This window comes from Paenibacillus sp. J22TS3 (assembly GCF_018403205.1).
Lineage (GTDB): Bacteria > Bacillota > Bacilli > Paenibacillales > Paenibacillaceae > Fontibacillus > Fontibacillus tuaregi.
Genome location: NZ_BOSF01000005.1, coordinates 424816 through 448494, shown reverse-complemented (window position 1 = coordinate 448494; position 23679 = coordinate 424816). Strand labels below are relative to the sequence as shown.

The 23679-nt window shown below is 52.1% G+C and carries 14 protein-coding genes and 1 pseudogene; 12 read left to right on the top strand and 3 right to left on the bottom strand.

Annotated elements, in window-relative coordinates; all coding sequences use genetic code 11:
* The first annotated feature begins 47 nt into the window (after window positions 1–47).
* The 3 genes from KJS63_RS18085 (at window position 48) to KJS63_RS18075 (ending at window position 2233) form a co-directional block, all read left to right on the top strand.
* Window positions 48–1523, top strand: coding sequence for a protein adenylyltransferase SelO (locus KJS63_RS18085; protein WP_213620389.1), 1476 nt, complete (start codon window positions 48–50; stop codon window positions 1521–1523).
* Window positions 1524–1647: 124 nt separating this feature from the next.
* Entirely contained in the window at window positions 1648–1875 is a 228-nt protein-coding gene (locus tag KJS63_RS18080) for a helix-turn-helix domain-containing protein (protein ID WP_213620388.1), read from the top strand.
* Between the two features lie 166 nt (window positions 1876–2041).
* The gene (locus KJS63_RS18075; protein WP_068618349.1) at window positions 2042–2233 is read left to right on the top strand and encodes an H-type small acid-soluble spore protein; all 192 of its coding nucleotides are present in this window, start codon (window positions 2042–2044) and stop codon (window positions 2231–2233) included.
* A 19-nt stretch (window positions 2234–2252) separates the two neighbouring features.
* On the opposite strand, the gene KJS63_RS18070 is transcribed toward KJS63_RS18075, so the two are convergent.
* From KJS63_RS18070 to KJS63_RS18060, 3 genes are all read right to left on the bottom strand, one after another.
* Window positions 2253–3176 (bottom strand): S66 peptidase family protein, encoded by a 924-nt coding sequence (locus KJS63_RS18070; protein WP_213620387.1) that lies wholly within the window; start codon window positions 3174–3176, stop codon window positions 2253–2255.
* Between the two features lie 168 nt (window positions 3177–3344).
* Window positions 3345–3674, bottom strand: a complete 330-nt coding sequence (locus tag KJS63_RS18065; protein ID WP_213620386.1) for a hypothetical protein — start codon at window positions 3672–3674, stop codon at window positions 3345–3347.
* 180 nt (window positions 3675–3854) lie between these two features.
* On the bottom strand, window positions 3855–4658 hold the full coding sequence (locus KJS63_RS18060; protein ID WP_213620385.1) for a GNAT family N-acetyltransferase: 804 nt from the start codon (window positions 4656–4658) through the stop codon (window positions 3855–3857).
* Between the two features lie 93 nt (window positions 4659–4751).
* On the opposite strand from KJS63_RS18060, the gene KJS63_RS18055 reads away from it, so the two are divergent.
* From KJS63_RS18055 to KJS63_RS26605, 9 genes and pseudogenes are all read left to right on the top strand, one after another.
* Window positions 4752–5519, top strand: a complete 768-nt coding sequence (locus KJS63_RS18055) for a polysaccharide deacetylase family protein (RefSeq protein ID WP_213620384.1) — start codon at window positions 4752–4754, stop codon at window positions 5517–5519.
* A 104-nt stretch (window positions 5520–5623) separates the two neighbouring features.
* Entirely contained in the window at window positions 5624–5758 is a 135-nt protein-coding gene (locus KJS63_RS26290) for a DUF6254 family protein (protein WP_222861242.1), read from the top strand.
* Window positions 5759–5974: 216 nt separating this feature from the next.
* A complete protein-coding gene (locus KJS63_RS18050) occupies window positions 5975–6739 on the top strand; it encodes a GTP pyrophosphokinase (protein ID WP_374706295.1) in 765 nt (254 codons plus the stop codon).
* 269 nt (window positions 6740–7008) lie between these two features.
* Complete coding sequence (locus KJS63_RS18045) at window positions 7009–8070, top strand: glycosyltransferase family 2 protein (RefSeq protein ID WP_213620383.1); 1062 nt, start codon at window positions 7009–7011, stop codon at window positions 8068–8070.
* Window positions 8071–8685: 615 nt separating this feature from the next.
* Window positions 8686–9069, top strand: a complete 384-nt coding sequence (panD, locus tag KJS63_RS18040) for an aspartate 1-decarboxylase (protein WP_068618335.1) — start codon at window positions 8686–8688, stop codon at window positions 9067–9069.
* A gap of 28 nt (window positions 9070–9097) precedes the next feature.
* Complete coding sequence (locus tag KJS63_RS18035) at window positions 9098–21289, top strand: non-ribosomal peptide synthetase (protein ID WP_213620382.1); 12192 nt, start codon at window positions 9098–9100, stop codon at window positions 21287–21289.
* A 68-nt stretch (window positions 21290–21357) separates the two neighbouring features.
* Window positions 21358–22230 carry a CPBP family intramembrane glutamic endopeptidase gene (locus KJS63_RS18030; RefSeq protein WP_213620381.1) on the top strand — a complete coding sequence of 291 codons (873 nt, stop codon included), beginning with the start codon at window positions 21358–21360 and terminating at the stop codon, window positions 22228–22230.
* Window positions 22231–22234: 4 nt separating this feature from the next.
* The gene (locus KJS63_RS18025; RefSeq protein ID WP_213620380.1) at window positions 22235–23044 is read left to right on the top strand and encodes a CPBP family intramembrane glutamic endopeptidase; all 810 of its coding nucleotides are present in this window, start codon (window positions 22235–22237) and stop codon (window positions 23042–23044) included.
* Window positions 23045–23103: 59 nt separating this feature from the next.
* A pseudogene (locus tag KJS63_RS26605) lies at window positions 23104–23610 on the top strand (CPBP family glutamic-type intramembrane protease); the annotation flags it as partial.
* Between the last annotated feature and the right edge of the window lie 69 nt (window positions 23611–23679).

The window sequence follows — 23679 nt, the reverse complement described above, 5'->3', positions numbered from 1 at the left end:
GGATATGCGGATCTTAAATATAAAACGTGTAGGAAAAAGGAGAACAGATGACAGAACATCAAACAGAGGCCGAATTCGGATGGAACTTTGATAACAGTTATACTCAACTGCCAGAGATATTTTATAGTAAAGTCAACCCCGTTCCTGTCAAATCCCCGAAGTTTGCTGCGTTTAACCAGTCGTTAGCAGCATCTCTCGGGCTGGACGGTCCAGCACTTTATAGTGATGAAGGCGCTGCGGAATTAACGGGAAACAAGATACCTAAAGGTGCTCTTCCCCTGGCACAAGCCTACGCAGGACATCAATTCGGTTACTTCACGATGTTAGGGGACGGGAGGGCGGTTCTGCTCGGTGAGCAGATTACTCCCTCTGGGGACAGATTTGATATCCAGCTTAAGGGTTCCGGAAGAACTCCCTATTCGCGGGGGGGTGACGGGCGTGCGGCACTGGGACCTATGCTGCGTGAGTACATCATCAGTGAGGCCATGCATGGTCTTGGTATACCAACCACCCGCAGTCTGGCCGTTGTGACCACCGGACAGGTTGTACAGCGAGATACGGAGCTGCCGGGAGCTATTCTGACGCGGGTTGCTTCCAGTCATATCCGGGTAGGTACCTTCCAATATGCTGCACAGTGGGGATCTAAGCAGGACCTTCAAGATCTGGCTGATTACACTTTGCAAAGGCTGTATCCAGGATTTGATGGCGCGGAGAACCGCTATTTGTACCTTCTGCAGGAAGCGGCCAAACGTCAGGCCGCACTGATTGCGAAATGGCAGCTCGTAGGATTCATACATGGAGTGATGAATACCGATAATATGGTGATTAGCGGAGAGACCATTGATTATGGTCCTTGTGCGTTCATGGATGCCTACGATCCTGCAACCGTATTTAGCTCGATAGATCGTCAAGGTCGTTATGCTTATGGCAATCAGCCACATATTGCTGCATGGAACCTTGCCCGATTTGCCGAAACGCTGCTGCCCCTGCTGCATACCGAAGAAGACGAGGCAGTCAAAATGGCAGAGGGCGTTGTTTCGAATTTCATGGAGGATTTTGAACAGCATTGGCTATCGGGGATGCGTTCGAAGCTGGGCTTATTTGGCGAAGAGGATCAGGATAAAGCTCTAGTCCATGATCTGCTCACGCTGATGCAGAAGCACGGGGCAGACTACACGAATACGTTCCGGTCCTTGACCTTGGATAAGCCGGAGGACACCGTGATGTATAACACGGCGGAATTTGCGCAATGGCTTGAACAGTGGAAAGCCAGATTAGGCCGCCAGGAGCAGACACGGGATGCTTCAATTCAATTGATGCGCCAGAGCAATCCGGCGATAATTCCACGCAACCACCGGGTGGAAGAAGCTTTGGAGGCCGCGGAGAATAGGGGGGACTATAGCGTTATGGAGAGACTGCTTGCCGCTCTTTCTAACCCTTATGAGTATTCTGCGGAGCAGACTGAATACTGCACCCTGCCCGAGCCTTCCGGACAACGTTATCGTACCTATTGCGGCACGTAACTCAAGTATAATAAGGATGTTAGAAGCCTGGGGTAGCCGGGCTTCTTCTTTTTGTGAGTTGTGCAAAGGTTATCTAATACAATATATTAATAAATAATCTGAAAAGAGTAGGGAGGAAGAAAGTATGAACCTGACCTCAAAACAACGAATCGTACTGCTGCTCTTAACCAATGAATGGCAGACGCCGATACAGATTGCGGGCCAGCTTTCTGAAGCAGGGGATTTGTCCGACGTACAACAGGCACTCAAGGACCTTTTGAAAGAAGGATTGGTGCAGACGAATCCAACTGTTCTCGGGTTATATCGGCTAACCCCGGAAGGCACAGCTATGAAAGAGTCGGAATTGAGTTAGGTAGAATGATGTGCAGCTTACAGAGAAGCTAAGTCCTCTCGAACACCAGATGGATATTTTTTGGGAAATTCTATAGCTGCATGCTCTAGACCCTATACATAACAAGCATTCATACCGTGCATAGTAAGGTTGACAACTATTCACAGTCATTGGAGGTCTTTAAACCATGAATGTCCAAAGAGCGCAGGAAATAGCTTCTTCCCCTGTGATGGCGAGTGTGTTATGTGAGGGAACTCAGGTCTATATACAGCATGTGGACGAGCAGACCCAAACGGCACGGATCTATGCATTGAACAATCCAGAGGAAGAACGGGAAGTACCTTTGTATACGTTAACTGAGCAAAATACGGGATTTTGAATTTTTTAGAAGTACTTGATCAGACGCTGACCGTAGGCTCAATCACTGTTATAGAGTTACGGTCTGTGTTGAGATTAACCATTGCGCCAATCGGTATAGCTGCTTTATAAACCCCGTGACCGCTTGCAAGGTTCGTGATCAGAGGCTTGCCGAGCGGGACGATGAATTCGTTGATCAGGTCCTCGTAGGATACGCCATACGCTGCTTGGCAGCCGGTGCATTCACCCATGATGATGCCGAGGCAATCGGTTAATTTCCCAGCCAGCTTCAAATGATTCAAATATCGGTACACGGTATTGGTAGGCTCGTGGGTTTCTTCAAGAAACAATACTTTGCCCCGGGTATCGATTTCAAATGGGGTGCCAAGCGTATCTACAAAAGACGTCAGATTGCCGCCCACAAGGGGGGCTGACACATTCCCTGCTACCCGGCTTACCAGCGGAATACCAGGTGGATTCTGTATGATCCGATTTGAGGAGTAGAGTGATGTAGCGGAGAAGAACTGGTTAAAGTTATAATCCGGTGTTCCAGATTTGAAGTCAATCAACAGCAGGCTGTGGAATGTGATTAAACTGCCATATTGGTACAGCACATTTAACAAAACAGTGATGTCGCTGTATCCGCTAATAATTTTCGGATTGTTTTGGATCACAGTAAAATCAAGGTAGGGAATTATCCCATCAACGCCTGTACCGCCCCGGGTAGGCAGAATCATCTTCACCTGCTTGTTCTCAAACATCATCATTAAATCGGAAGCACGCTGCTCATCAGTTCCGGCAAGGAATCCGTTTTGTGCATAAACATAGTTCCCCTTTAAAATATTGAATCCCAATGCTTTGAGAAATTGAATGCGGGCGTCAATGATTTTAGCATCGAGTGGGCTGCCCAAGGTGACAATTCCGATGGTATCCCCTCTCTGGAGCAAAGATGGACGATTTGGCATATGATTGTACCTGCTTTCCATAAAGTGAGTGTTCTGTAGAGTATATTGATGGAAACGGTGGGTCATACGGGGAAAATGAGAAGCTAGGCCGCAAAACAGTAAAGGGGCTGGCTCACAGTAATCTGTGAGTCGGCCCCTTATTTGTAATGCTTATGATTATGTCAATGATTACCGAGTAACTGTAACGTAATAAACAACTCTGAGGCCGCTGTTCCATTCAGCTACAACGGTTCCTTTACCCTCAGAAAATGCAGTTAAGTTACCGTTGCCGTCTAAACCAAGACAGTTGGTTGGACTAGCAACAGAAATAGTAACATGGTCACCTGCGATCTTTCTGCCTTCTCCAACCCTCATCGAAATGTTGGAGTAAATCGTGTCTTGTACCACAGCCTTAATAGATTGATCGCTCTGGGCTGGTGCGGCGGATGCACCTGTAGTAAATGTGCCGACAGACAAGATAGTTGCTGCTGCTGTTAGTGCCAAGATTGCTTTTTTCATTTCTTCATCTCCTAGAATATAGTTTGAAGCTCATCTAGGTGTCTTACTAAATCTATCATAATATTATATTTACCAATAATCAACAATTGTAGCATTAAATGTAAATTACATTATATTTCAATTAGATTACAGATGGTGATAGCATTGAGCACTTTCACCCAGGTGGCCGTACGATTTCAATTAATCGATGGCAAAGCCAAAGCACTTGTATTGGTGAACCTGCTCGAACCCCAACCGGATAGCCAGCCGTTTGGATGCTTCGTTGTCAAGGGAACAGTCCCAGTAGGGGGTAATGCCCTTTTCAAGTAATTCCTTGACCACATAAGCTGCTAAATGGGTACCGATGCCTTTGTTCTGGAATTCGGGAACGGTTTCAATCCCTATAGCATGCGTATGGTCTGTGACAAAACTTGAATAACACACACCTGTCACCGTCGAACCTTCTAAAGCCGCAAAACCGTATCCTTTCTCTGTGAAGTCGGAATGGGTTGACCAGAATAACCTGATATTCTCTTTGACTAATTCCACATGCTGAAGATCAGAGTTTTCCCATGGGTCCCGTCTTAGATTAATGGTCCTAATCTGTTTAATGCTTGCTTCAGGCGGCTGACGGAACAGTTTAAAGACCATTTGCTCGAATTTGTACAGGTTTCTGGAGTTAAAGATCATTTCCATGTTCCATTTATCGTGATGACCAGATACTTCAAAGTGAGAAAGGCCGTACTCTCTCATTCTTGGAAAAATAACTTGTGAGATTTGTCGGTCCAAAGTATGAATGAATCCAGGATTCATATGATCTCCAATTAAGTAAAAGCCTTGCATCCCCTTACTCCAGACCAGTGCGCTTTGCGGGTTGTCCGGATCATCGGTAAATATCCAGCCTGGATTATTTCCTTCAATTATCGAGAGAATTTCTGGATGAGGGAATCCGTCCCTTAGCAGCGGTTTAACTTTGTAATAGGTATCGCATGTCAATTCAAACATCTTCAAATTCTCCTTATCATGGCGGTCATGAATATTTTTTCTATCCTATGTACAGAATAGGTGTCACTTCATTTAAGCAGGTGAGACCAACCCATGAAAATACTCACGTATGGTTTAATGCCGATCCTACTTAGCTTAATGTGCTTGTTCGGCAGCAGGGAAGCTTCTATATTGAAACCTCAGGAGTCCCAATCAGCCTCCTTTTCTGTACCGATCCTGCTCTACCACTCGGTATCGGAGGATGGGAATGATGCACTCAAGATTGCTCCGTCCCGGTTCAAAGAACAGTTGTCCTATTTGAAAAGCCATGGATTTCATCCCATACACCTCAAGGATCTGCTGGCGTACTGGAACGGAGGGAGACCACTGCCCTCAAAGCCAGTGATCATTACCTTGGATGACGGGTATGAAGATAACTATACCGCTGCATATCCGATTCTGCTTCAAACCCATACGCGGGCAACTATATTTGCGGTAACCGGCAGTATTGGAACAACAGACCGGCTTACTTGGAAGCAGCTGCGCGAGATGGAAGCCTCAGGCTTAGTGGATACCCAATCCCATACGGTGACCCATCCGGATCTTACTAAGCTTAGTGAAAAGGATAAGCTTACGGAACTAGGCAATTCGAAAGATGAGATTCTTAAGCACCTGGGGCATCAAGCCATTGCCTTGGCATATCCATATGGCTTCTATGACCAACATACTTTACAAGCAGCTCAAAAAGCAGGTTACCTGCTCGCTCTTACGGTAGAGGGAGGATTCGCCAAGCCGGAGCAGGGCAGATTCGCTCTTCACCGTATCCTTATTACAGGAGATATGACACTTGATCAATTCAAGAGTGTGGTTACCCCAAGATGATGAATTGACCAGTGACAACTTCGTTCGAGTATTGAATGAATTTCGGCCTGATGTAACAAGCTAGGATGGTAGTATATATAACGCATTCTAAGGAGGATACCTGAATGGCCGATCAGAAGAGCAGAAGAGAAGCTGCCTGGAAGTCACGAAAGCAGGAAAGGCATCCCCATGGAAAAATCAAGTCACTGAAAGAATTATCCAGTGAATATGATGCGGAGCATAACTACACAAACCGTTAATAAAAGCGAAGCGGCTGCTGGATAATCATCTGGCAGCCGCTTCGTCTATAAGATGGACGGGTAAGGGGAGTCATTTGTTACACTTATCGCAGGCCCGTTTCTAAAATTATCCAAAATGATGCTGACTAGGAGTAGCATGTAAACTGGAAACCCGTTTCCTCCTAAGATATAATGAGGCTTAGTGCCAATGATCAACTTGAAAGAGAAGGACGGACCATGTACATGATTGATAACAATCCACTAGAAATGATGAAGCTTCTGCAAAAGAAGCTGAAGCGATTTATGATGATGTATAAATTCGCTCTGCAGGAAGTAGAAACCAAAATCAAAATTTTGCAGGAGGAGTTCCGGCTGCTTCATGATTACAATCCGATTGAGCACACTAAATCACGGCTCAAAACACCAGAAAGCATTATGAAGAAGCTGTACCGACGGGGAGGAATTGGCTCCTTGGAGGATATTAAAGAGAACATCCGCGATATTGCGGGCATCCGTGTTACCTGCTCTTTTATATCTGATATATACCGGATTAGTGAAATGCTTCAGGCCCAGAAGGATGTTAAGGTTATAGAAATTAAAGACTACATTAAAAAACCCAAACCTAATGGGTACAAGAGCCTGCATATGATCGTCGAAATCCCTGTATTTATGTCGGATGGCGAAGTACCTGTATATGTGGAGATTCAAATTCGGACGATCGCTATGGACTTCTGGGCGAGCTTGGAGCATAAAATCTTTTACAAATATAACGAATCTGTGCCTGAGCGGCTGCTGGAGGATTTGAAGAATGCGGCAGATACCGCTTATGAGCTTGATTTGAAGATGGAAGAGCTTCAGCATGAAATGGAAGAAATCAAGCTTGTGCATCAAACTGACAGCAGCAAGGATTGGCAGATGCTAATAGATAATCAAAAGTTCGGCATTCCTGAGGACCTGCTTAAGTTACTGTCCGGAAGTGAAAAAGCACCCACAACTTCATAATTGAAATCTGACGTGAGTCAAATCATAACACCTTCAAGGGAATAAGCCATGTCGTAAGATATGGAGATAACAATCACTCGGAGGTGTTTTTGCGTTGTCTATATAAGTCAGCTGTCGATAGAAGTGAAGAAGGAAGCCATTAAAGTAGGGCTAGCTTTCTTGCCTGTGCGTGCATAAATGAAGCGGAGGACACTTGACGGCTTCCCGCTAACGCATTTACACTGACGATGATTTAAGGCATATATTTTGTAATGATTGGAGTGAAGCGAATGGAACATCTGATAAGCATTGTGATGCCAACGTATAACCGGGCGCAGATCATTTCCGGCGCGATCGAGTCCATCCAACATCAGTCTTATGCCAACTGGGAGCTGATTGTCGTAGATGACCGAAGCACGGATCAGACGGAAGAGGTGATCCGAGAGTGGACGCGCAAAGATGCGCGAATACGCTATATGTGCAATGAACGGGAAAAAGGACCGGGGGGCGCGCGAAACACGGGTATGCTGGCTGCGCATGGCGAATATCTGGCGTTTCTTGACTCCGATGACGAATGGTATCCGTGCCATTTGACCGACAGCATGAGGACACACGCACTGACAAAAGCGGATATCAGCTTTGCGTTATGGGTGGAATGCCACGGGGATATGACCTCCTACAACTTCGACAATAAGGTTGAGCGGAATTTGCTGAATTCGATGCGAACGACGTTCGAAGCATGGAATGACGGAGAAATAATTGTATTCGAAAAAGGTTTGTTTGAGGCGTTTTTGTCGCATACGCGGAATTTTTTTCAACTGAACACGATGGTATTCCGCCGGGAGCTGCTGGACGAAGTTGGCTTGATCAACGAACATTTTTATCTGGGGGAAGATACGACTTATCTGCTTCGCTTTTTCGACAAATACAGAGTTGCACTTCAAACCAAACCTCATTCCGTCTACCGGGAGTCTCCCGACAGCCTCTACTTCTTCTGCGACCGCTGGCAGCTGGATCCTGACACCATTCATCTCAACGAGGAAATTTATAAAAAAATCGAAGGACTTAGCTTCAAATCTATCAAGGTTCGTGAGCATATCCGGGATTTGGTTGCCCAGTCTGATTCCATTCGTAAAAAAGCGAAACAGCTCTCTTATATTGACATTGGCATTGCAAGCAAATATTATACGCTCAGCTATTTGAACCGCCATGACCGTAAAAAAGCACTCCATTATTGCCGACAATCCCTTCGTCACAAAGTTACTATTTTTAATCTGGTTCTGTTTGTTAAGCTGGTGTTTTCAAGCAAGAGTGGAAATGTTTTTTTGCATAAGGCTCTTAATCTCTGGTAAAGCTGCTAGAAAATAGAGGAATTTACCCCTTTATTGTAAAATTATCCCCCTATCATAAATGAAAGTTTAGCTCTACTATAAGAATAAGTTGCAAAGAGTTTCCTGTTAATAAGAGATTATTCGTTTTACTCCATCACTTTAACTCATTACCGCTACACCCGATTACACGGCGTGAATTTTCCCCTAGGCAGCGCTGAACCGTCTGTAAGGCTGCTGCGATGTACAAGCCTTGTACAAGCCTCATTTTTTTGTTTCTACTGTAGGAGTGTTGATCAACTCAACCCGCACGATTGCTTAAGCCTGCCTAATTAGCACGACCTCATTCATTAGCATGAGCTTGCCCAACCAGCAAGATTCCACACAACAAGCATGAGTTTGCCCGTCAACATGCCCCCCTCACAATCGCATGAAATAACCCATTCAGCATGATCCCACACATAAACATGAACTTGCTTATTCCGTACGAACAGCCACCCGAATTTGTTTGCAGAGTTTCATTTGTTAAGCCGCTTAATTGCTTCAGCTTGTTTTATTTTGTTGGCACAGAAACAATGCAGGTTTGTTTGCTTTAAGTTTTTATTTTTCCAAAGACTACTCCACAAGGAGAGTGAATTCATGTTTAGAGAGATGCATAAGTCCAAAATTCACCGTGCTGTCGTGACAGAGGCCAATTTGAATTACGTAGGAAGCATAACCATTGATCAGGATATTTTGGATGCATCGGATATCCTGGAGAACGAGAAAGTGCAAGTGGTCAATATAAATAACGGAGCCAGACTGGAGACGTATGTCATAACGGGCCCTAGAGGCTCGGGTGTGGTTTGCTTGAACGGTGCCGCTGCCAGAATGGTGCAGCCGGGCGACCGCGTCATTATTATTTCTTACGCCATGATGGAAGAATCATTAGCCCGCACGTATCGTCCGCATGTCGTCATTGTGGACGAGCATAATCGTATCGTAACGGAGGATTATCAAGAACTGCATTCCACAACGGTGTGATAAAACACAGAACGGAGGGCTGCCGACGATGAGAACCATCCGTAATTTGTCCGGTGTATTGCTGGCACGTAAGGAAAGCGATGCGGGAATCTTATTCTGCGAAAGCAATCTGGAGCGCTATTTGTCGTACGGCCAATTACTTGTACGGGCCGGAAGGGCGCTCCATCTGCTGCACGAGCGTGGCCTTGGACAAGGCGACTTTGCCGTCATGCAGACGGAGGATAACGAACGGTTTATCCTTCTGTTCTGGGCTTGCGTACTTGGCGGCATTGTTCCCGTACCTGTGACGGCGGCGCGTACGGACGAAGGGCGCAAAAAGCTGATCCAGGTATGCAAGCAATTGGAAGCGCCAACATTGCTCTGCGATGAAGAGCTTTGGCCGGGAATTCAAAGCTACGCTTTGAAACACGGGGAGGAGGAGGTGCTGGCTCAGCTCGAGTCCAGCAGCCTACGGATTGCGGAGATACTTGCAGCGACAGCGGATGCTGGCCGGCCCGAGGCTGAGCCTTATGACGCAGCCGAGACGGACACCGCATTTATTCAGTTTACGTCAGGCTCTACCGGAGACCCGAAGGGGGTCGTGCTGACGCACGGCAATCTTCTATCGAATATGCACGCCATAATTCATGGGGCTCAGTCAACGGAGCAGGACTCTTCGCTTAGCTGGCTGCCGCTGACGCATGATATGGGGCTCATTGGCTTTCATCTTTCACCGCTGTTTTGCGGAATGAATCAGCTGCACCTGCCGACCTCGACGTTTGTGCTTCATCCGATGAAATGGCTGGAATTAACACATAAACATCGGGTGACCTGTCTCTCTTCACCGAATTTCGGTTATGTGCATTTTCTACAGCATTGGAAGCCGGAGGGAGCGGAGGATTGGGATTTGTCCTGTGTCAGGCTGATCTTCAACGGGGCCGAACCGATATCGGCCGTCCATTGCCGTGATTTTCTGGAGGCGATGAAGCCGTACGGGTTAAAAGGCAATTGCATTTTCCCGGTATACGGGCTTGCGGAAGCAAGTCTGGCCGTGACGTTCCCAGGGACGGAAGATCACCTGAATACCGCGCTGCTTGAGCGTAGGTCGCTCGCTGTCGGACAGCCTGTACGACTGGTTGCGCACGGGGATCCAACTGCAATCGAGATCGTCGAGCTGGGTTTCCCTGTACAAGAGTGCGAGGTGCGCATTTGTGACGAAGCGGGGACTCCTTCGGCAGCAGGCAGCATCGGCTTGATTCATATTAGAGGCCGCAATGTTACAAGCGGCTACTATAACCGGTCTGATGTAAACAAGGTGACGATTTCCCCGGACGGCTGGCTGAATACGGGAGATTTGGGTTTCTTGCTGGAAGGGCGTTTATATGTGACTGGCCGAATGAAGGACGTTATTTTCGTCAATGGGCAAAATGTGTATCCGCATGACCTGGAGGCATTAATCAGCAGCCTGAAAGGGGCTGAAATCGGGAAAACGGCGATTGCCGCTGTTCAGGATGAGACGACTAAACGGGATGCGATTGCCGTTTTTATTCAGCATCGCGGCAAGATCGGCGGATTTGTACCGCTGATGGCCGAGGTGAAAAAGCTGCTGAATAGATCGGCCGGTCTGGACATTGCTTATGTTGTGCCTGTTCGGCGAATTCCGAAGACAACCTCGGGCAAAATTCAGCGCTACGTATTGGCGGATGCGCTGCGCGAAGGCGAGTTTGTTGAAGCGCTTGCCGAGCTGACGGAACTTGAAACGGCAGCCACTTTGGAGCAGCGTGCTGTGGAAAGCGGCGATGCCTTGAACGTGGATGTCGGCTTGGAGCCGGCAACGGTGACGGAGCAGCGGATTATGTCCATCTGGCGCGAGGTGTTGAAAAAGGATCACATAGGCCGGAAGGACGGATTTCTTGAGCAAGGAGGCAATTCGCTCAAGGCGGCTTATGCTGCCGCCAGACTGCAAGAGGCGTTTGGCACCCGGCTTACGCTTACCGAGCTGTTCTTGCATGATACGGTCAGTTCGCTGGCCGCTTTGCTGGAGCAAAAGGCGCATAAGGACGATGGAACTGACGCCGCCGTACCCCCACCAGTAGCCAAAGCAGAGGAGCAGACACTTTATCCGGCGACCTCGGCGCAAAAGCGGCTGTTCATTTTGGAACAGCTGAATCCGGGGCTGCTAAACTACCATCTGCCATTTGCGGTCCAGGTGAAGGGCCCGCTCGATATTGAACGATTCCGGGCGGCATGGCGGGCGTTGATAGAGAGGCATCCTGCGCTGCGGACGTCCTTTTATATGGAAGATGGCCATGTGATGCAGCGCATCGAGCGTGCAGTCGAGCCGCCGCTTGCCGTCGTTGACGGAAGCGGCTGGCTGGCGGAAGAGCTGGCGCTGCGGCAGCGCAGGTTCTTGCAGCCGTTTCGGCTGGAGCAAGCGCCGCTGCTGCGTATGGAGCTTGTGCAGCTGGGGCGCGAGTCAAGCGTGCTGCTGCTGGATATGCATCATATCATTACGGACGGAACGTCGATGGGCATTTTGATGTCTGATCTTACGAGGCTTTATGAGGGGTACGCGCTGGAGCCGTTGCCCATTCATGGCGGGGATATAGCACTGTGGGAGGAGTTGGGCCGAAGCAACGGTGGCTGGCTGGAGCGCCAGAAGCTGTATTGGCGGGAAATCTTTCGGGATGACGTGCCGTCTTCGGTGCTTCCGTCTATCCGTCCAAGACCTCAGACGCCAAGCTATCGGGGGGCAATTGAGCGCTTCGAGCTGGAGCCGGAGCTTGCCGGATCGCTGCGGGCATTGGCTAGACGCGAGGGCGTAACCCTATACACCGTTCTGCTCTCGATTTATTATATGCTGCTTGCGAAATATACGGGCGATTCCGACATCATTGTCGGCACGGCAGCAGCTAGGCGGGTGCGGCCGGAACTGCAAAATGTAGTCGGAATGTTCGTGAACATGATTCCGATCCGCCTGCGCGGGCAAAGCAGTTTGCGCTTCGATGATTGGCTGAAGATGGTCAATGGAGAGACGCTGGCGGCTATTGGCAGCGGGGATGTGCCTTATGAGGAAATAGCCGAGCTGGCGAATGTGAAACGGGAAAACGGGCGGAATCCGCTGTTCGATACGGTGTTTACGCTGCAAAATATGGAGCTGCCCGAATGGAGGAACAAAGAGGTTGTTTATACCCCCCAAGCGATGGACAGCGGTTCGGCCAAGTTCGACCTGACTTGGGAGTGTGTGGATAACGGGGTTAGCATCGCATTTGCACTGGAGTATGCACTGGATTTGTACGATGAGCGGGCCGCCGCTCAACTGGCCCGCCATTATATAGCGCTGGCCAAGACAGTTGCCGGGAAGCCCCATGCGGTGCTTGGCGAGCTTGATCCCGTTGATGCTGAAGAGCGGGAACGGCTGCTCCGGGTTGGCCGTTCATTCGCCGCCCCGCCGCAGAAGCTGTCGCTGCACAGGCTGTTTGAACGGCAAGTGGTGAAGACACCGCAGAAGATTGCCGTTGAAATGGGCAAGCGGGCGTATACCTACAGCGAGCTGAACGAACGTGCCAACCGGTTCGCGCGCGTGCTTGCACGGCGCGGTGTCGCGCCGGGGGCGAAGGTGGCGCTGCTGCTGCGGCGCTCGCCCGACATGATTGCGGCGATATTAGCTGTGCTGAAAGCGGGAGCGGTCTATGTGCCGATCGACCCGCAGTATCCCGAAGAGCGGATCTTGTTTATGCTGCAGGATACAGAAGCAAAGACGATCGTGGCTGCGGCTGCGACGATGGAGATGAGCGCCCGGCTTGCCGGAGGCGGATTAGATTTCGTCCATATAGATGTTGTCAATATAGACGAACTCGATACGAGATGGGCCGGCGAGCCTGACCATGATTTGGGCATCAACGGCTCGGCGGACGATCTCGCTTATATCATGTATACATCCGGCTCGACGGGCAAGCCGAAAGGGATTATGACCTCGCATCGCAATGTGTCCCGGATTGCAGTCCATACCGATTATGTCAGCATTTCGGAAAATGACGCGCTGCTGCAGCTTTCCAACTATGCCTTTGACGGCTCGACGTTCGATTTGTACGGAGCGCTGCTGAACGGCGCGAAGCTGACGCTGGTCGGTGAGGAAGAGGTTGCCGACGTTGTGCGGCTGACCGAGCTGATCGAGGATAGAGGCATTACCGTTTTCTTTGTGACAACGGCGCTGTTTAATACGCTGGTGGATCATGGATTGGAGTCGCTTCGCGGCTTGCGCCATATTTTATTTGGTGGAGAGCGGGCTTCTGTACCGCACATTCGCAAAGCGCTCCGCGCGCTTGGACCGGGCGTGCTGCTGCATGTCTACGGCCCTACGGAAACAACGGTATTCGCTACCTGTTATAGGGTCACTGAGACATGGGATGGACAAGGAACGGCCACCGTGCCGATCGGCGCTCCAATCGCGTGTTCGGAAACCCTGGTGCTGAATGATCAGGGCCGATTGCAGCCGGATTGGGTTCCTGGCGAGATGTGGATTGCGGGCGATGGTGTCGCATCCGGCTATGTGAATTTGCCGGAGCAGACCGCTTCGAAGTTCCGGCCGCATCCGTTCCGGGAAGGCGAAACCGTGTACAGAACGGGCGACTTGGTGCGCCGCTTGCCTGACGGAAATTTGGAGTTTCTGGACCGACTCGACGGCCAGGTCAAGCTGCGGGGTTACCGGATTGAATTGGGCGAAATCGAAAGCAGGCTGCTGGATTGTGCGGGCGTTAAGGAAGCGTATGTGGCGCTGATCGAGAATGACGGCGCGCCTTATCTATGCGCTTATATCGTTGGGGAGCATACCGATACACATGCCAGCGTTCGGAGCCAACTGACAGGCAAGCTGCCGGCATTTATGATTCCCGCCGCGATTGCGCAGCTCACGAAGCTGCCGCTGAACGCAAACGGCAAGGTGGACAAAAAACGTCTGCCTGCCCCAGAGCGTACGATTCAATATGAAGCACCAGCCACAGATACGGAGATCCTTATCGCAGGGTTGTGGCAAGATGTGCTTCATGCAGAGCAAGTTGGCGTGCTTGACCACTTCTTCGAACATGGCGGACATTCTCTGAAGGCGGCGGCATTGACCTCGGGAATCTACAAAATTTGCCGGGTACGCATGCCGCTTCAGGAAATTTTCAAGCTGCCGACCGTCAGAGAGCAGGCGGCCTGGATCGACAGGGCTGCGAAGGAAGCTTACGAACCTGTTGCAGAGGCTCCCAAAGCCGCATTCTATCCGCTCAGCCCGCCGCAGCGGCGCATGTTTTTGGCGGAAGGATTGGCTGACATCGGACTAACCTACCATATTCCGCTTACGCTTAAACTCTCAGGTGTGGTGGATGAGGCCCAAATCGGGTCAGCGCTTCGGAAGTTGATCGAACGGCATGAGCCGCTGCGGACCTCCTATCATTGGATCGGCGGTGTTCCGGCCCAGATCGTGCACGATTCGGCCGCCTTTGTTCTGCAAACAGCGGAGCTTACAGAGACGCCGCTGCAGGAATGTATATCCAGGTTTTTCCGGCCACTTGAGCTTGCCGCAGCGCCACTGCTTGCCGCATGTTACTGTCGGCCCGAGCCGCAGGGAGCAGAGGCCTATCTGCTGCTGGGCATCCATCACATCGCGGCGGACGGCATATCCATCAAGCTGCTGCTGGAGGAGCTGACCGCTTTGATCGACGGCGCGGAACTTGAGCCTCTGGCACTGCATTACAAGGATTATGCTGTTTGGCAGGAGCGGCAGTCTGGCTCGGAGCAGGCCTTGGCAAGCCGGGCGTTTTGGAAAGAGCTGTTTGCAGAACCGCCGACGCCGCTTGATATGCCGCTGGATCGGCCGCGCGGCGACCGTCAGACTTTTGCGGGCGATACGCATATCTTCCACATTCCGGCGCCGCTTACGGCACGGCTGAAAGAGACGGCCGCAAGCGCTGGAGCAAGTATGAACAGCCTGCTTTTTGCGGCTTACGCGCTGCTGCTTAAAGGAACTACGCATCAGTCGGAATTTGCCATCGGTTCTTTGGCGGCAGGCCGGACACATCCGGACACGGCCCGGATGATCGGGATGTTCAACCAGTTTCTGCCGATTCGGATGCGGGTAGCGGACGAGCTGCCGTTTCTGACGTTTGTCGGTGAGACCCATGAGCGTTTGCTTGCCGCGTACGAGCATGGCGATGTCAGCTTCGAACACATGATGGAAGAGGCCGGATATCCGCATGATCCGTCTCGCAACCCGCTGTTTGATACGATGCTGATCGTTCACAACCAGTTTGAAGACGAGAAGCTGGCAGTGCGCGGCGACGGTTGGAGCATGGAGCTCTTGCCCTTCAGCCACGGAACATCCAAGCTGGACTTCAAGCTCGATCTGTATAGCGATGGCGAAGGCGGTCTGCGGGCGGAGCTGGAGTATAATACGGGATTGTTCCATAAAGGGACGATGGAGCGGCTCGGGGCACGGCTGCTTTACATTTTGGAACAAACGGCTGCCAGCCCAGGTCTGATCTGTGGCGATGTCGCCATGACAACGCCTGTCGAAGTAGCCGCCATTGAAGCATGGAATGATACGGTATATCCCTACCCTGCGGAGAAGACGATTCATGGATGGTTTGCCGAGTCGGCCCGGCGGTGGCCGGATAAGACGGCGGTTCGGTCAGCCGAAGGCTCGCTGACGTACGGAGAGCTGAATGATCGCGCCGAACGTGTGGCTGCCGTGCTAAGAGGTAAGGGGGTTGCGGTCGAAACAATAGTGCCGATTGCCGCTCAGCGCTCGTTATCCATGATGATTGCGATCATGGCGGTGCTCAAGGCGGGAGGGGCCTATTTGCCGATCGACCCGGAGCATCCGCCTGAGCGAATCCGCGCCATTCTGGAGGATAGCGGAGCCAGGCTGCTCCTGACGGGGGCCAAGTGGATGAATACACTTCCGGCCTTCCAGGGAGAAACGCTCGATCTGGACGCGCTTGCGGCAGCTGCGGCCGCATTGGAACAGCCGAAAGTCGAAGAAGACACAGACCTGTCAACTCAGGCAGGCCCTGAGCATTTGGCATACGTCATTTACACGTCAGGCTCCACCGGCAAACCGAAAGGCGTAATGGTTGAACACCGCGCGGTGATCAACCGGCTGAACTGGATGCAGACGGCTTATCCGCTGAATGAACGGGATGTTATTTTACAAAAAACGCCGATTACGTTTGACGTCTCTGTGTGGGAGCTGTTCTGGTGGAGCTTGGCTGGCGCTTCGCTTTATTTGCTGGAGCCTGGCGGGGAGAAGGAACCGTCCATCATGCTGCGCACGATAGAGGAGCAAGGGATTACAGTTATGCATTTTGTGCCTTCTATGCTGGGCATCTTTGTGCCCTATGCGGCGGACAGCGGCAGAAGCGGCGAGCTTTATTCCCTGCGATACGTATTTGCGAGCGGCGAGGCGCTCAAGCCCGCGCATGTCGCAGGTTTTTACAGCCTGATGGAGCGCGACGGTGGCAGGTGCCGGCTCATCAACCTTTACGGCCCGACGGAAGCAACGGTCGATGTCAGCTATTACGATTGCCCGGCTGCTGAGACAGGCACGATTCCGATCGGCAAGCCAATCCATAACATCCGGCTCTACATTGTGGACGAGCAAATGAGACCCCAGCCGATCGGTGTAGCCGGTGAGCTGTGCATTGCGGGTATTGGTCTTGCCCGCGGATATCACAGCAGGCCGGATTTGACGGAGCAAAGCTTTGTTCCGAATCCGTTTGCCCAGGGAGAGAAGCTGTACCGTACCGGGGACCTTGCAAGGTGGATGCCGGACGGCAATATTGAATATTTGGGACGCTTTGACCACCAGGTCAAGCTGCGTGGTCTTCGCATCGAATGCGGCGAGATCGAGCATGCGTTGCTTTTGCAATCAGAAGTCCGCGATGCCGTGGTGACGACGGTGACGAACCCTGCGGGAGAAGCGGCTCTTTGCGCATATCTTGTGACAGCGAACGGGGATGCGCCGAAGGAAGCGAGCCTTCGGGCCGCACTTAAGGAATTGCTGCCGGAGTATATGATTCCTGCGCATTTTGTTGCGATGGAGGCGCTCCCGCTGAGCCCGAGCGGCAAAGCTGACCGCAGCCGCCTGCCACAGCCCCGGTTCGCTGAACTGGCGGCTTGTGGCGAAGCACCGGCTACGCCTACGGAGCAGCGGCTGGTCGAGTTATGGCGAGAGGTGCTCGGTCTGGCTGCAAGCGGGCCGGACAACCCGGCGGAGATCGGGAGAGAAGCCCATTTCTTCCAATTGGGCGGTCATTCCTTGCGGGCCGCGCAGCTTGCAGGCTTGATCGAGCAGCATTATGGAATGGCTTTTGCGATGAAGGACGTGTTTGGCAGCCCTCTGCTGCGGGAAATGGCGGTCCGTATCGACAATGCGTCCTCCACCAAGCGGGCCGCAATTATTTCCCCGGCGGAAAGTCGGCTGTTCTATCCATTGTCGCTCGCACAGAACAGACTGTTTGTGCTGCAGCAGCTTTATCCGGGCAGCACAGCCTACAATCTTCCGCTAGCGCTGAACTTGACCGGCAAGCTTGATCAGATCAGGCTTGGCGAGGCGATTCAAGGGCTGATTGACCGCCATGAACCGCTGCGCACCAGCTTTGACTGGGCAGACGGCAAGCCGGTGCAGCGTGTCCATAAGCGGGTTTCGTTTGAACTCGCCGTGCATCCCTTGATGGATGCAGCGGACTTGAATACATTTGCTCGCGCTGTCGTCCGTCCATTTGATTTGCGACAGGCCCCGTTAATCCGGGCGTTTCTCGCAACGGACGGTGAAAGCAGGCATACACTCCTGCTGGACATTCACCACATCGTCGCCGACGGCGTGTCCATGAATGTGCTGGCACGCGATTTCGAGCAGCTGTATCGGGGCGGCTTCTTGCAGCCGCTGCAAATTCACTATAAGGATGCCGCCGTTTGGCAGCAGGAGTGGATGGCGTCGGAGGCGAGAGAGCAGCAAGAGCAATACTGGGCATTCCAGCTAGCAGGTACGCTTCCTGTGCTGCAGCTGCCGACCGATTATCCGCGTCCGCCAGAGCAAAGCTTTGAAGGCGCCAAGCTTACTCTGCCGATTCCGGCGGAGCTTGCCCAAGGGACCGCAGCGGCCGCGGAGCAATGGGGCGTTACGCCATTCCATATTTGGCTTGCCGCCTACCATACGTTATTGCATCTGATGACCGGGCAAAACGATCTGATTGTCGGCACGCCTATCGCCGGCCGCTTCCACCCCGCAACCGAGTCCCTGGTTGGTATGTTTGTCAATACGCTGCCAATCCGCAGCCAGCCATCCAGCGAACTCTCGTTCAGAGCGTTCGCCCAGCAGATCAAAGAAGCTGCGCTTGCCGCGCTGGACAATGGCTTGCTCCCATTTGAGCATATGGTGACGCTGCTGGATGTGCCGCGCGACCTGAGCCGCAATCCGCTGTTTGATACGTTGTTTGTCATGCAGCATATGGAGGCTGGATTAGCAGCGGCGGACGCGCTGCAATTCGAGGTGCAAGTGCCGGACAATCGCGTATCGAAGCTGGACTTGACGTTTGAGATTGCGGATCAGGGGGCCAAGGGCGCAGCTTTGACGATCGAATATGCGACGGCACTGTTTAAAGAAGACAGCATAAGCAGAATGGCAAAATGGTATTTCCGCATTATCAGCCTTGCACTGGCCGAGCCGGAGCGGCCGCTCGGAGGGATCGGGCTGCTGGACGACTCGGAGGCGCAGGAGCAGAGCGAAGCGTTCAATCGCACGACTGTGCCATATGCAAGCGGTGATACGGTAGAGGTTTACCTCGAAAGACAAGCGGTGGAAACGCCGCAGGCCGTTGCGGTTGTGTCGGAGGACGAAGCAATGACGTATGCGGAATTGAACCGGAGATCGAACCGGCTGGCGCAGGCGCTCAGAAAGCAAGGCATCAAGCGCGAGGAGCGCGTAGCCGTCGTGATGGATCGCAGCCTGGAGATGATGATTGCAATCTTTGGCGTGCTGAAGGCAGGCGGAGCTTATGTACCTGTTACGCCAGGCTTACCGCCGGAACGAATCCGCTACATGCTGGACAATTCCGAAGCCAAGCTTGCCTTGACGAAGGGCAAGGCTCCGGAAGAGCTGGAGACGTTCCTTCCATTTATGGATGTTGAAGAGATGTTGGCACTGGAGCAGGATGACTTTCCTGTGAAGAAACTGCATGATTCACATTCGCTTGCTTATGTGCTGTATACTTCGGGATCGACCGGCCAGCCGAAAGGCGTCATGATTGAGCATCATTCTGTCGTCAACCGGATCGGCTGGATGCAGAAGCGGTACGGACTGGACGCAAACGGAGTCATTATGCAGAAAACGCCGATTACCTTCGACGTATCGGTCTGGGAGCTGATCTGGTGGAGCTTTGCGGGAGCCAAGCTTGTGCTGCTGCCTCCGGGCGGCGAGAAGGACCCCGCGCTTATGATGGATACGATCGCCCGGCATGGCGTAACGACGATGCATTTTGTGCCGTCGATGCTACACCTGTTCCTGGAGCATCCCGGCTTGCAGCGCGGCGCAGCCAGGCTGGAGAGTCTGAGGCATGTGTTCGCCAGCGGTGAAGCGCTGACTGCGGATCAAGTGCGGCGGTTCCGCGAGCGGATTGGAGTTCCATTCGATGCCAGGTTAGTGAACTTGTACGGCCCGACCGAGGCGACGGTTGACGTTTCCTATTACGATTGCTCCGACGATGATTTTCCGATCAACGATACTTCGGTCAATGTGCCGATTGGCAGGCCGATCGATAATACCTCACTTTATATCGTGAACGAAGTGATGAAGCTCCAGCCTGTTGGCATTGCGGGGGAACTATGCATCTCCGGTGTTGGCTTGGCTCGGGGGTATATCGGCCGGCCGGATTTGACGGAGGAAAAGTTCGTTGCTAATCCGTTTGCGGAGGGCAGTCGGATGTATCGGACAGGAGACCTTGCCAGATGGCTGCCTGACGGAACGATCGAATATTTGGGCCGCATCGACCATCAGGTAAAAATAAGGGGCCAGCGCATCGAATGTGGGGAAATCGAGCATGTGCTGCTCGGTCATCCGGCGGTTTCGGAAGCCGTGGTCATGAAGCGGGACGCAGCAAGCGGAAGCGAATATTTATGCGCGTACATCGTTTGCTCCGGACCTGCGGATCATCAGGAATTGCGGGATTATGCAGCGCTCCGCCTGCCAGATTATATGGTTCCGCTGGTCGTGGTGGAGCTGCCAGCCATGCCCCTGTCTCCAAACGGAAAAATTGACCGGAAGGTGCTGCCGAAGCCGGAGCTGGCTGCGGATACCGGCACTCCATTTGTCGAAGCGGCCAGCAGTACGGAACTTGCGATTGCCGCCGTATGGCGCGAAATTCTGCAAAGGAACGACTTCGGCGTCCATCATCGTTTCTTTGATGTTGGGGGAGAATCGCTGCTGCTGGTGCGGGTGCATCAACGGCTGGAGGAGTTGTATCCCGGCGCTCTTGGCGTCACGGATTTGTTCACTTATCCGACGATCGCATCGCTGGCGGCTTATCTGGAGTCGAGAAATCGCGAGCTTGCGAGCTGGAGCTGGCGCGGTCTGCCGGTGGCGGACGACTGCGTCAGTAAGGGCTATGCCGCGGAGCGCATTGGTTTCGTTCAATTCGAACTGGACAGGGCGGTTGCCGAAGGGCTTGCGGAACTTGCGGCATCCTGCTCGGTGACAATTGAAGCCGCGGCGTATGCTGTATATCTAATCTTCTGGCGCAGCGAGTCCGGTATGAACCAGCTTGTGCTTCCGGTAATAACGGACAATGGGCTGATTGCCCCTAAGCAAATCGACTTTACGGAGGTACGTGATTTCGATACACTGCTGCGGCATGCGGCCAAACGGGTGAGCACAGGAGAATGTTATACCGTGCGTCAAATCAAAAAGCAGCCGCAAACCGAAGCCGGATTTACCTTGTTCCCGCTGTTTGCAGGAGCAGCACAGCATGGATTTAAGGATCGTGAAATGCTATTGGAACGGTTTGATATTGTGCTGTATGTGGATGGCGCTGCCGCACTAAGCGAAGCGGAAGGGACAGAGCTTCGCGGGGGATGGACGTACAATGCCCGGCGCCTCGACAAGGAGGCGGTGCTGAATTGGGCTTCAGCCTACCTGGAGCTGATGCAGAGGGTGGTCGAGCAGTATCGTGCCGCCGCCGAAAAGGCCGACACGGGGGCTTAGTTCGGGCCAAGCGGGGCTGCGCCTAACCCTGGGAATACATCTGACAGAAGGAAGAAAGGAGCTTTTCTGTGAAAAGAGTGTTGACCATGATAGGAAATATCGCGCTTTATCTCGGGGTCTTTTACGCGCTGCTCTACCTGCTTCGCTCTACTTACAATTACGAAGCGACGCTTTCCTTCGCCAAGTTTCTGGATCGCAACCCAGCCATGTTTATGGTTGTTCTGTTCACGCTGATTACGCTTGTGTACATGCTCATCTTTCGCATCAAAGGATGGATCTGGCCCCATGCGGAAAAAAGTCTCTTCCGGACATCGGGCTTCAGACGGCTGAGCACCTCGCGCGTCCTGCTCATGATTGGTCTGGGTCTAGCCGGGAGTTTGTTCAGCATCGGCCTTATCGTCATTGATGATATTGCGCGGCAGTTTCCATCCATTCCCGCACTTGTAGACGATCTGATCAAGGGGGATTCGATTTGGTACGTTATTCTGGGCGCTGGTTTGATCGGGCCGGCATTTGAAGAAATATTGTTCAGGGGACTCATTTTCAGCGAGCTTCGCAGGGTTATGCCGGTATATGCGGCCTTGGTGCTGCAAGCCGGGGCATACGCCTACTTCCAGCCGAGTGCGGCGCTTTCGGTCATCAGCATCGGTTCGGGCCTGATTTACGGGGCGCTGTATTTGCGCACCGGGTCACTGTGGGCGCCTATCCTTGTACAGAATACAGCCATGGGCACCATCTTTCTTTTTAAATACATCGGGTTCTACGAATGGTTTGACAAACTGGGCGATGGTTCACTGTATGTCATTACAGCGCTTTGTCTGGCTGCGTTAATTGGAGGTTCCGTTTATGTATGGCGGACCTCCGGTAATGGCGGCATCGGTGCACGCGCCAGTCAAGCGCTGTTGGCTGACGGGTCGCCCGCAGCACACAAGGGGGTATGATCGCATGAAGGCATGGGGAATGATGCTGGCTCGCGTGGCCGTTGTTATCGGTTTGTATTTTGCATGGTTTCTTACTGCACAGAAATTATTTTTCGATTACGTTTACCCCAGAAGCACCTGGTTTGAGCAGAACACGGTAACTGTCATTATTTTGAACGATATAGTGGGTTTGCCGCTAATGCTGTTGGCCTGGAGGTTTATTTTCAAAGAAAATCTGTTTAAGGCGGCTAAGTTCCGCGTGATGGGCGGCAAATCGGTGGCTATCGCTTTATGGATTGGGCTTGGAGCCGGTCTGTTTACGGTCGCTTTCTCCCGGCTTCCCGCCATTGCATCGGATAAGTACAAATTCCACGAATTATTTGATTACCTGAACCGCGCGGAATGGTATGTATTTCTGGTTTTTCTGATTCTCGGAAATATTTACAAGGAGACATTGTTCAGAGGCATACTGATGAATTCGTTCAGACGCGTGCTCCCCGTTTGGATCGCAATAGTGATCCAGGGCGTGTTGTATGGGGCATTGTTCTTTCTTGGAGACATTCCGCTGTCGCTGTACGGTTTTCTTGGCGCGGTTATTTTTGCACTCTTGTATGTCTGGTTTAAATCCATTTGGGCCCCGATTGCCGCGCAAGTCGCCTGTCAGGGCAGCCAGTATCTGCTTTGGCATTACGGGCCGGAGACGACGGACGTTACCATTATGTCTGTCGTAATGGCTGTGGCGGTCGCCATGATAGCGGTTGGCATATTCCTTGCGGTCAAGCATCGCTCTTCGGTCTCCGTGCCGCCGTCCTCCAAGGTGGTGACGACGCCGTGAAGGGGCTGCGAATAGCGGGAAATACCGTCTTATATTTGGTTATTTATGCGGGGATTGTGATGCTTGTCAATCAAGCACTCTACAACTGGATCGGCGATCCCGTTCTGAACGATTGGATAGCGGGAAATTCCGGTATTGTGATGATTGCATCCAATATCATCGTGCTTGCAATCTATTTTCCTCTGCTGCGCTGGCAAAAAATTTCGCTGAAGGATTTGGGTTTTGTTCCTGTGCGCGGCGGATCACTGCTGCTATCCGCAGGGACGGGCGTCTGGCTGGGCTTGTTTATTGCCTCGTTTACCCGTCTTCCGTGGATAAAAACGAACTTCCCAGCCATTTCGGATCTGGTTGCTTTTGTTGCTGGGGGCAGCCTGATCATTTTTGTGCTTGGAAGTCTGCTGCTGGGGTCTTTGTTGGAGGAATGGCTGTTCAGGGGGATGCTGTTCCATACGCTCAGTCAACGTCTTTCGATTCTGTGGACAGTTCTTCTCCAGGCCGCATTGTTCGGCGCGGTATTTATGAATGTGACAGTTGGCGCATTTGCGGGTCTGGGCGCGATCGTATACGGCGCCGTTCGCGCCGGTTCGCATTCGCTTTGGGGATCGCTTGCGGCGCATGTGTGCAGCACAGCCACC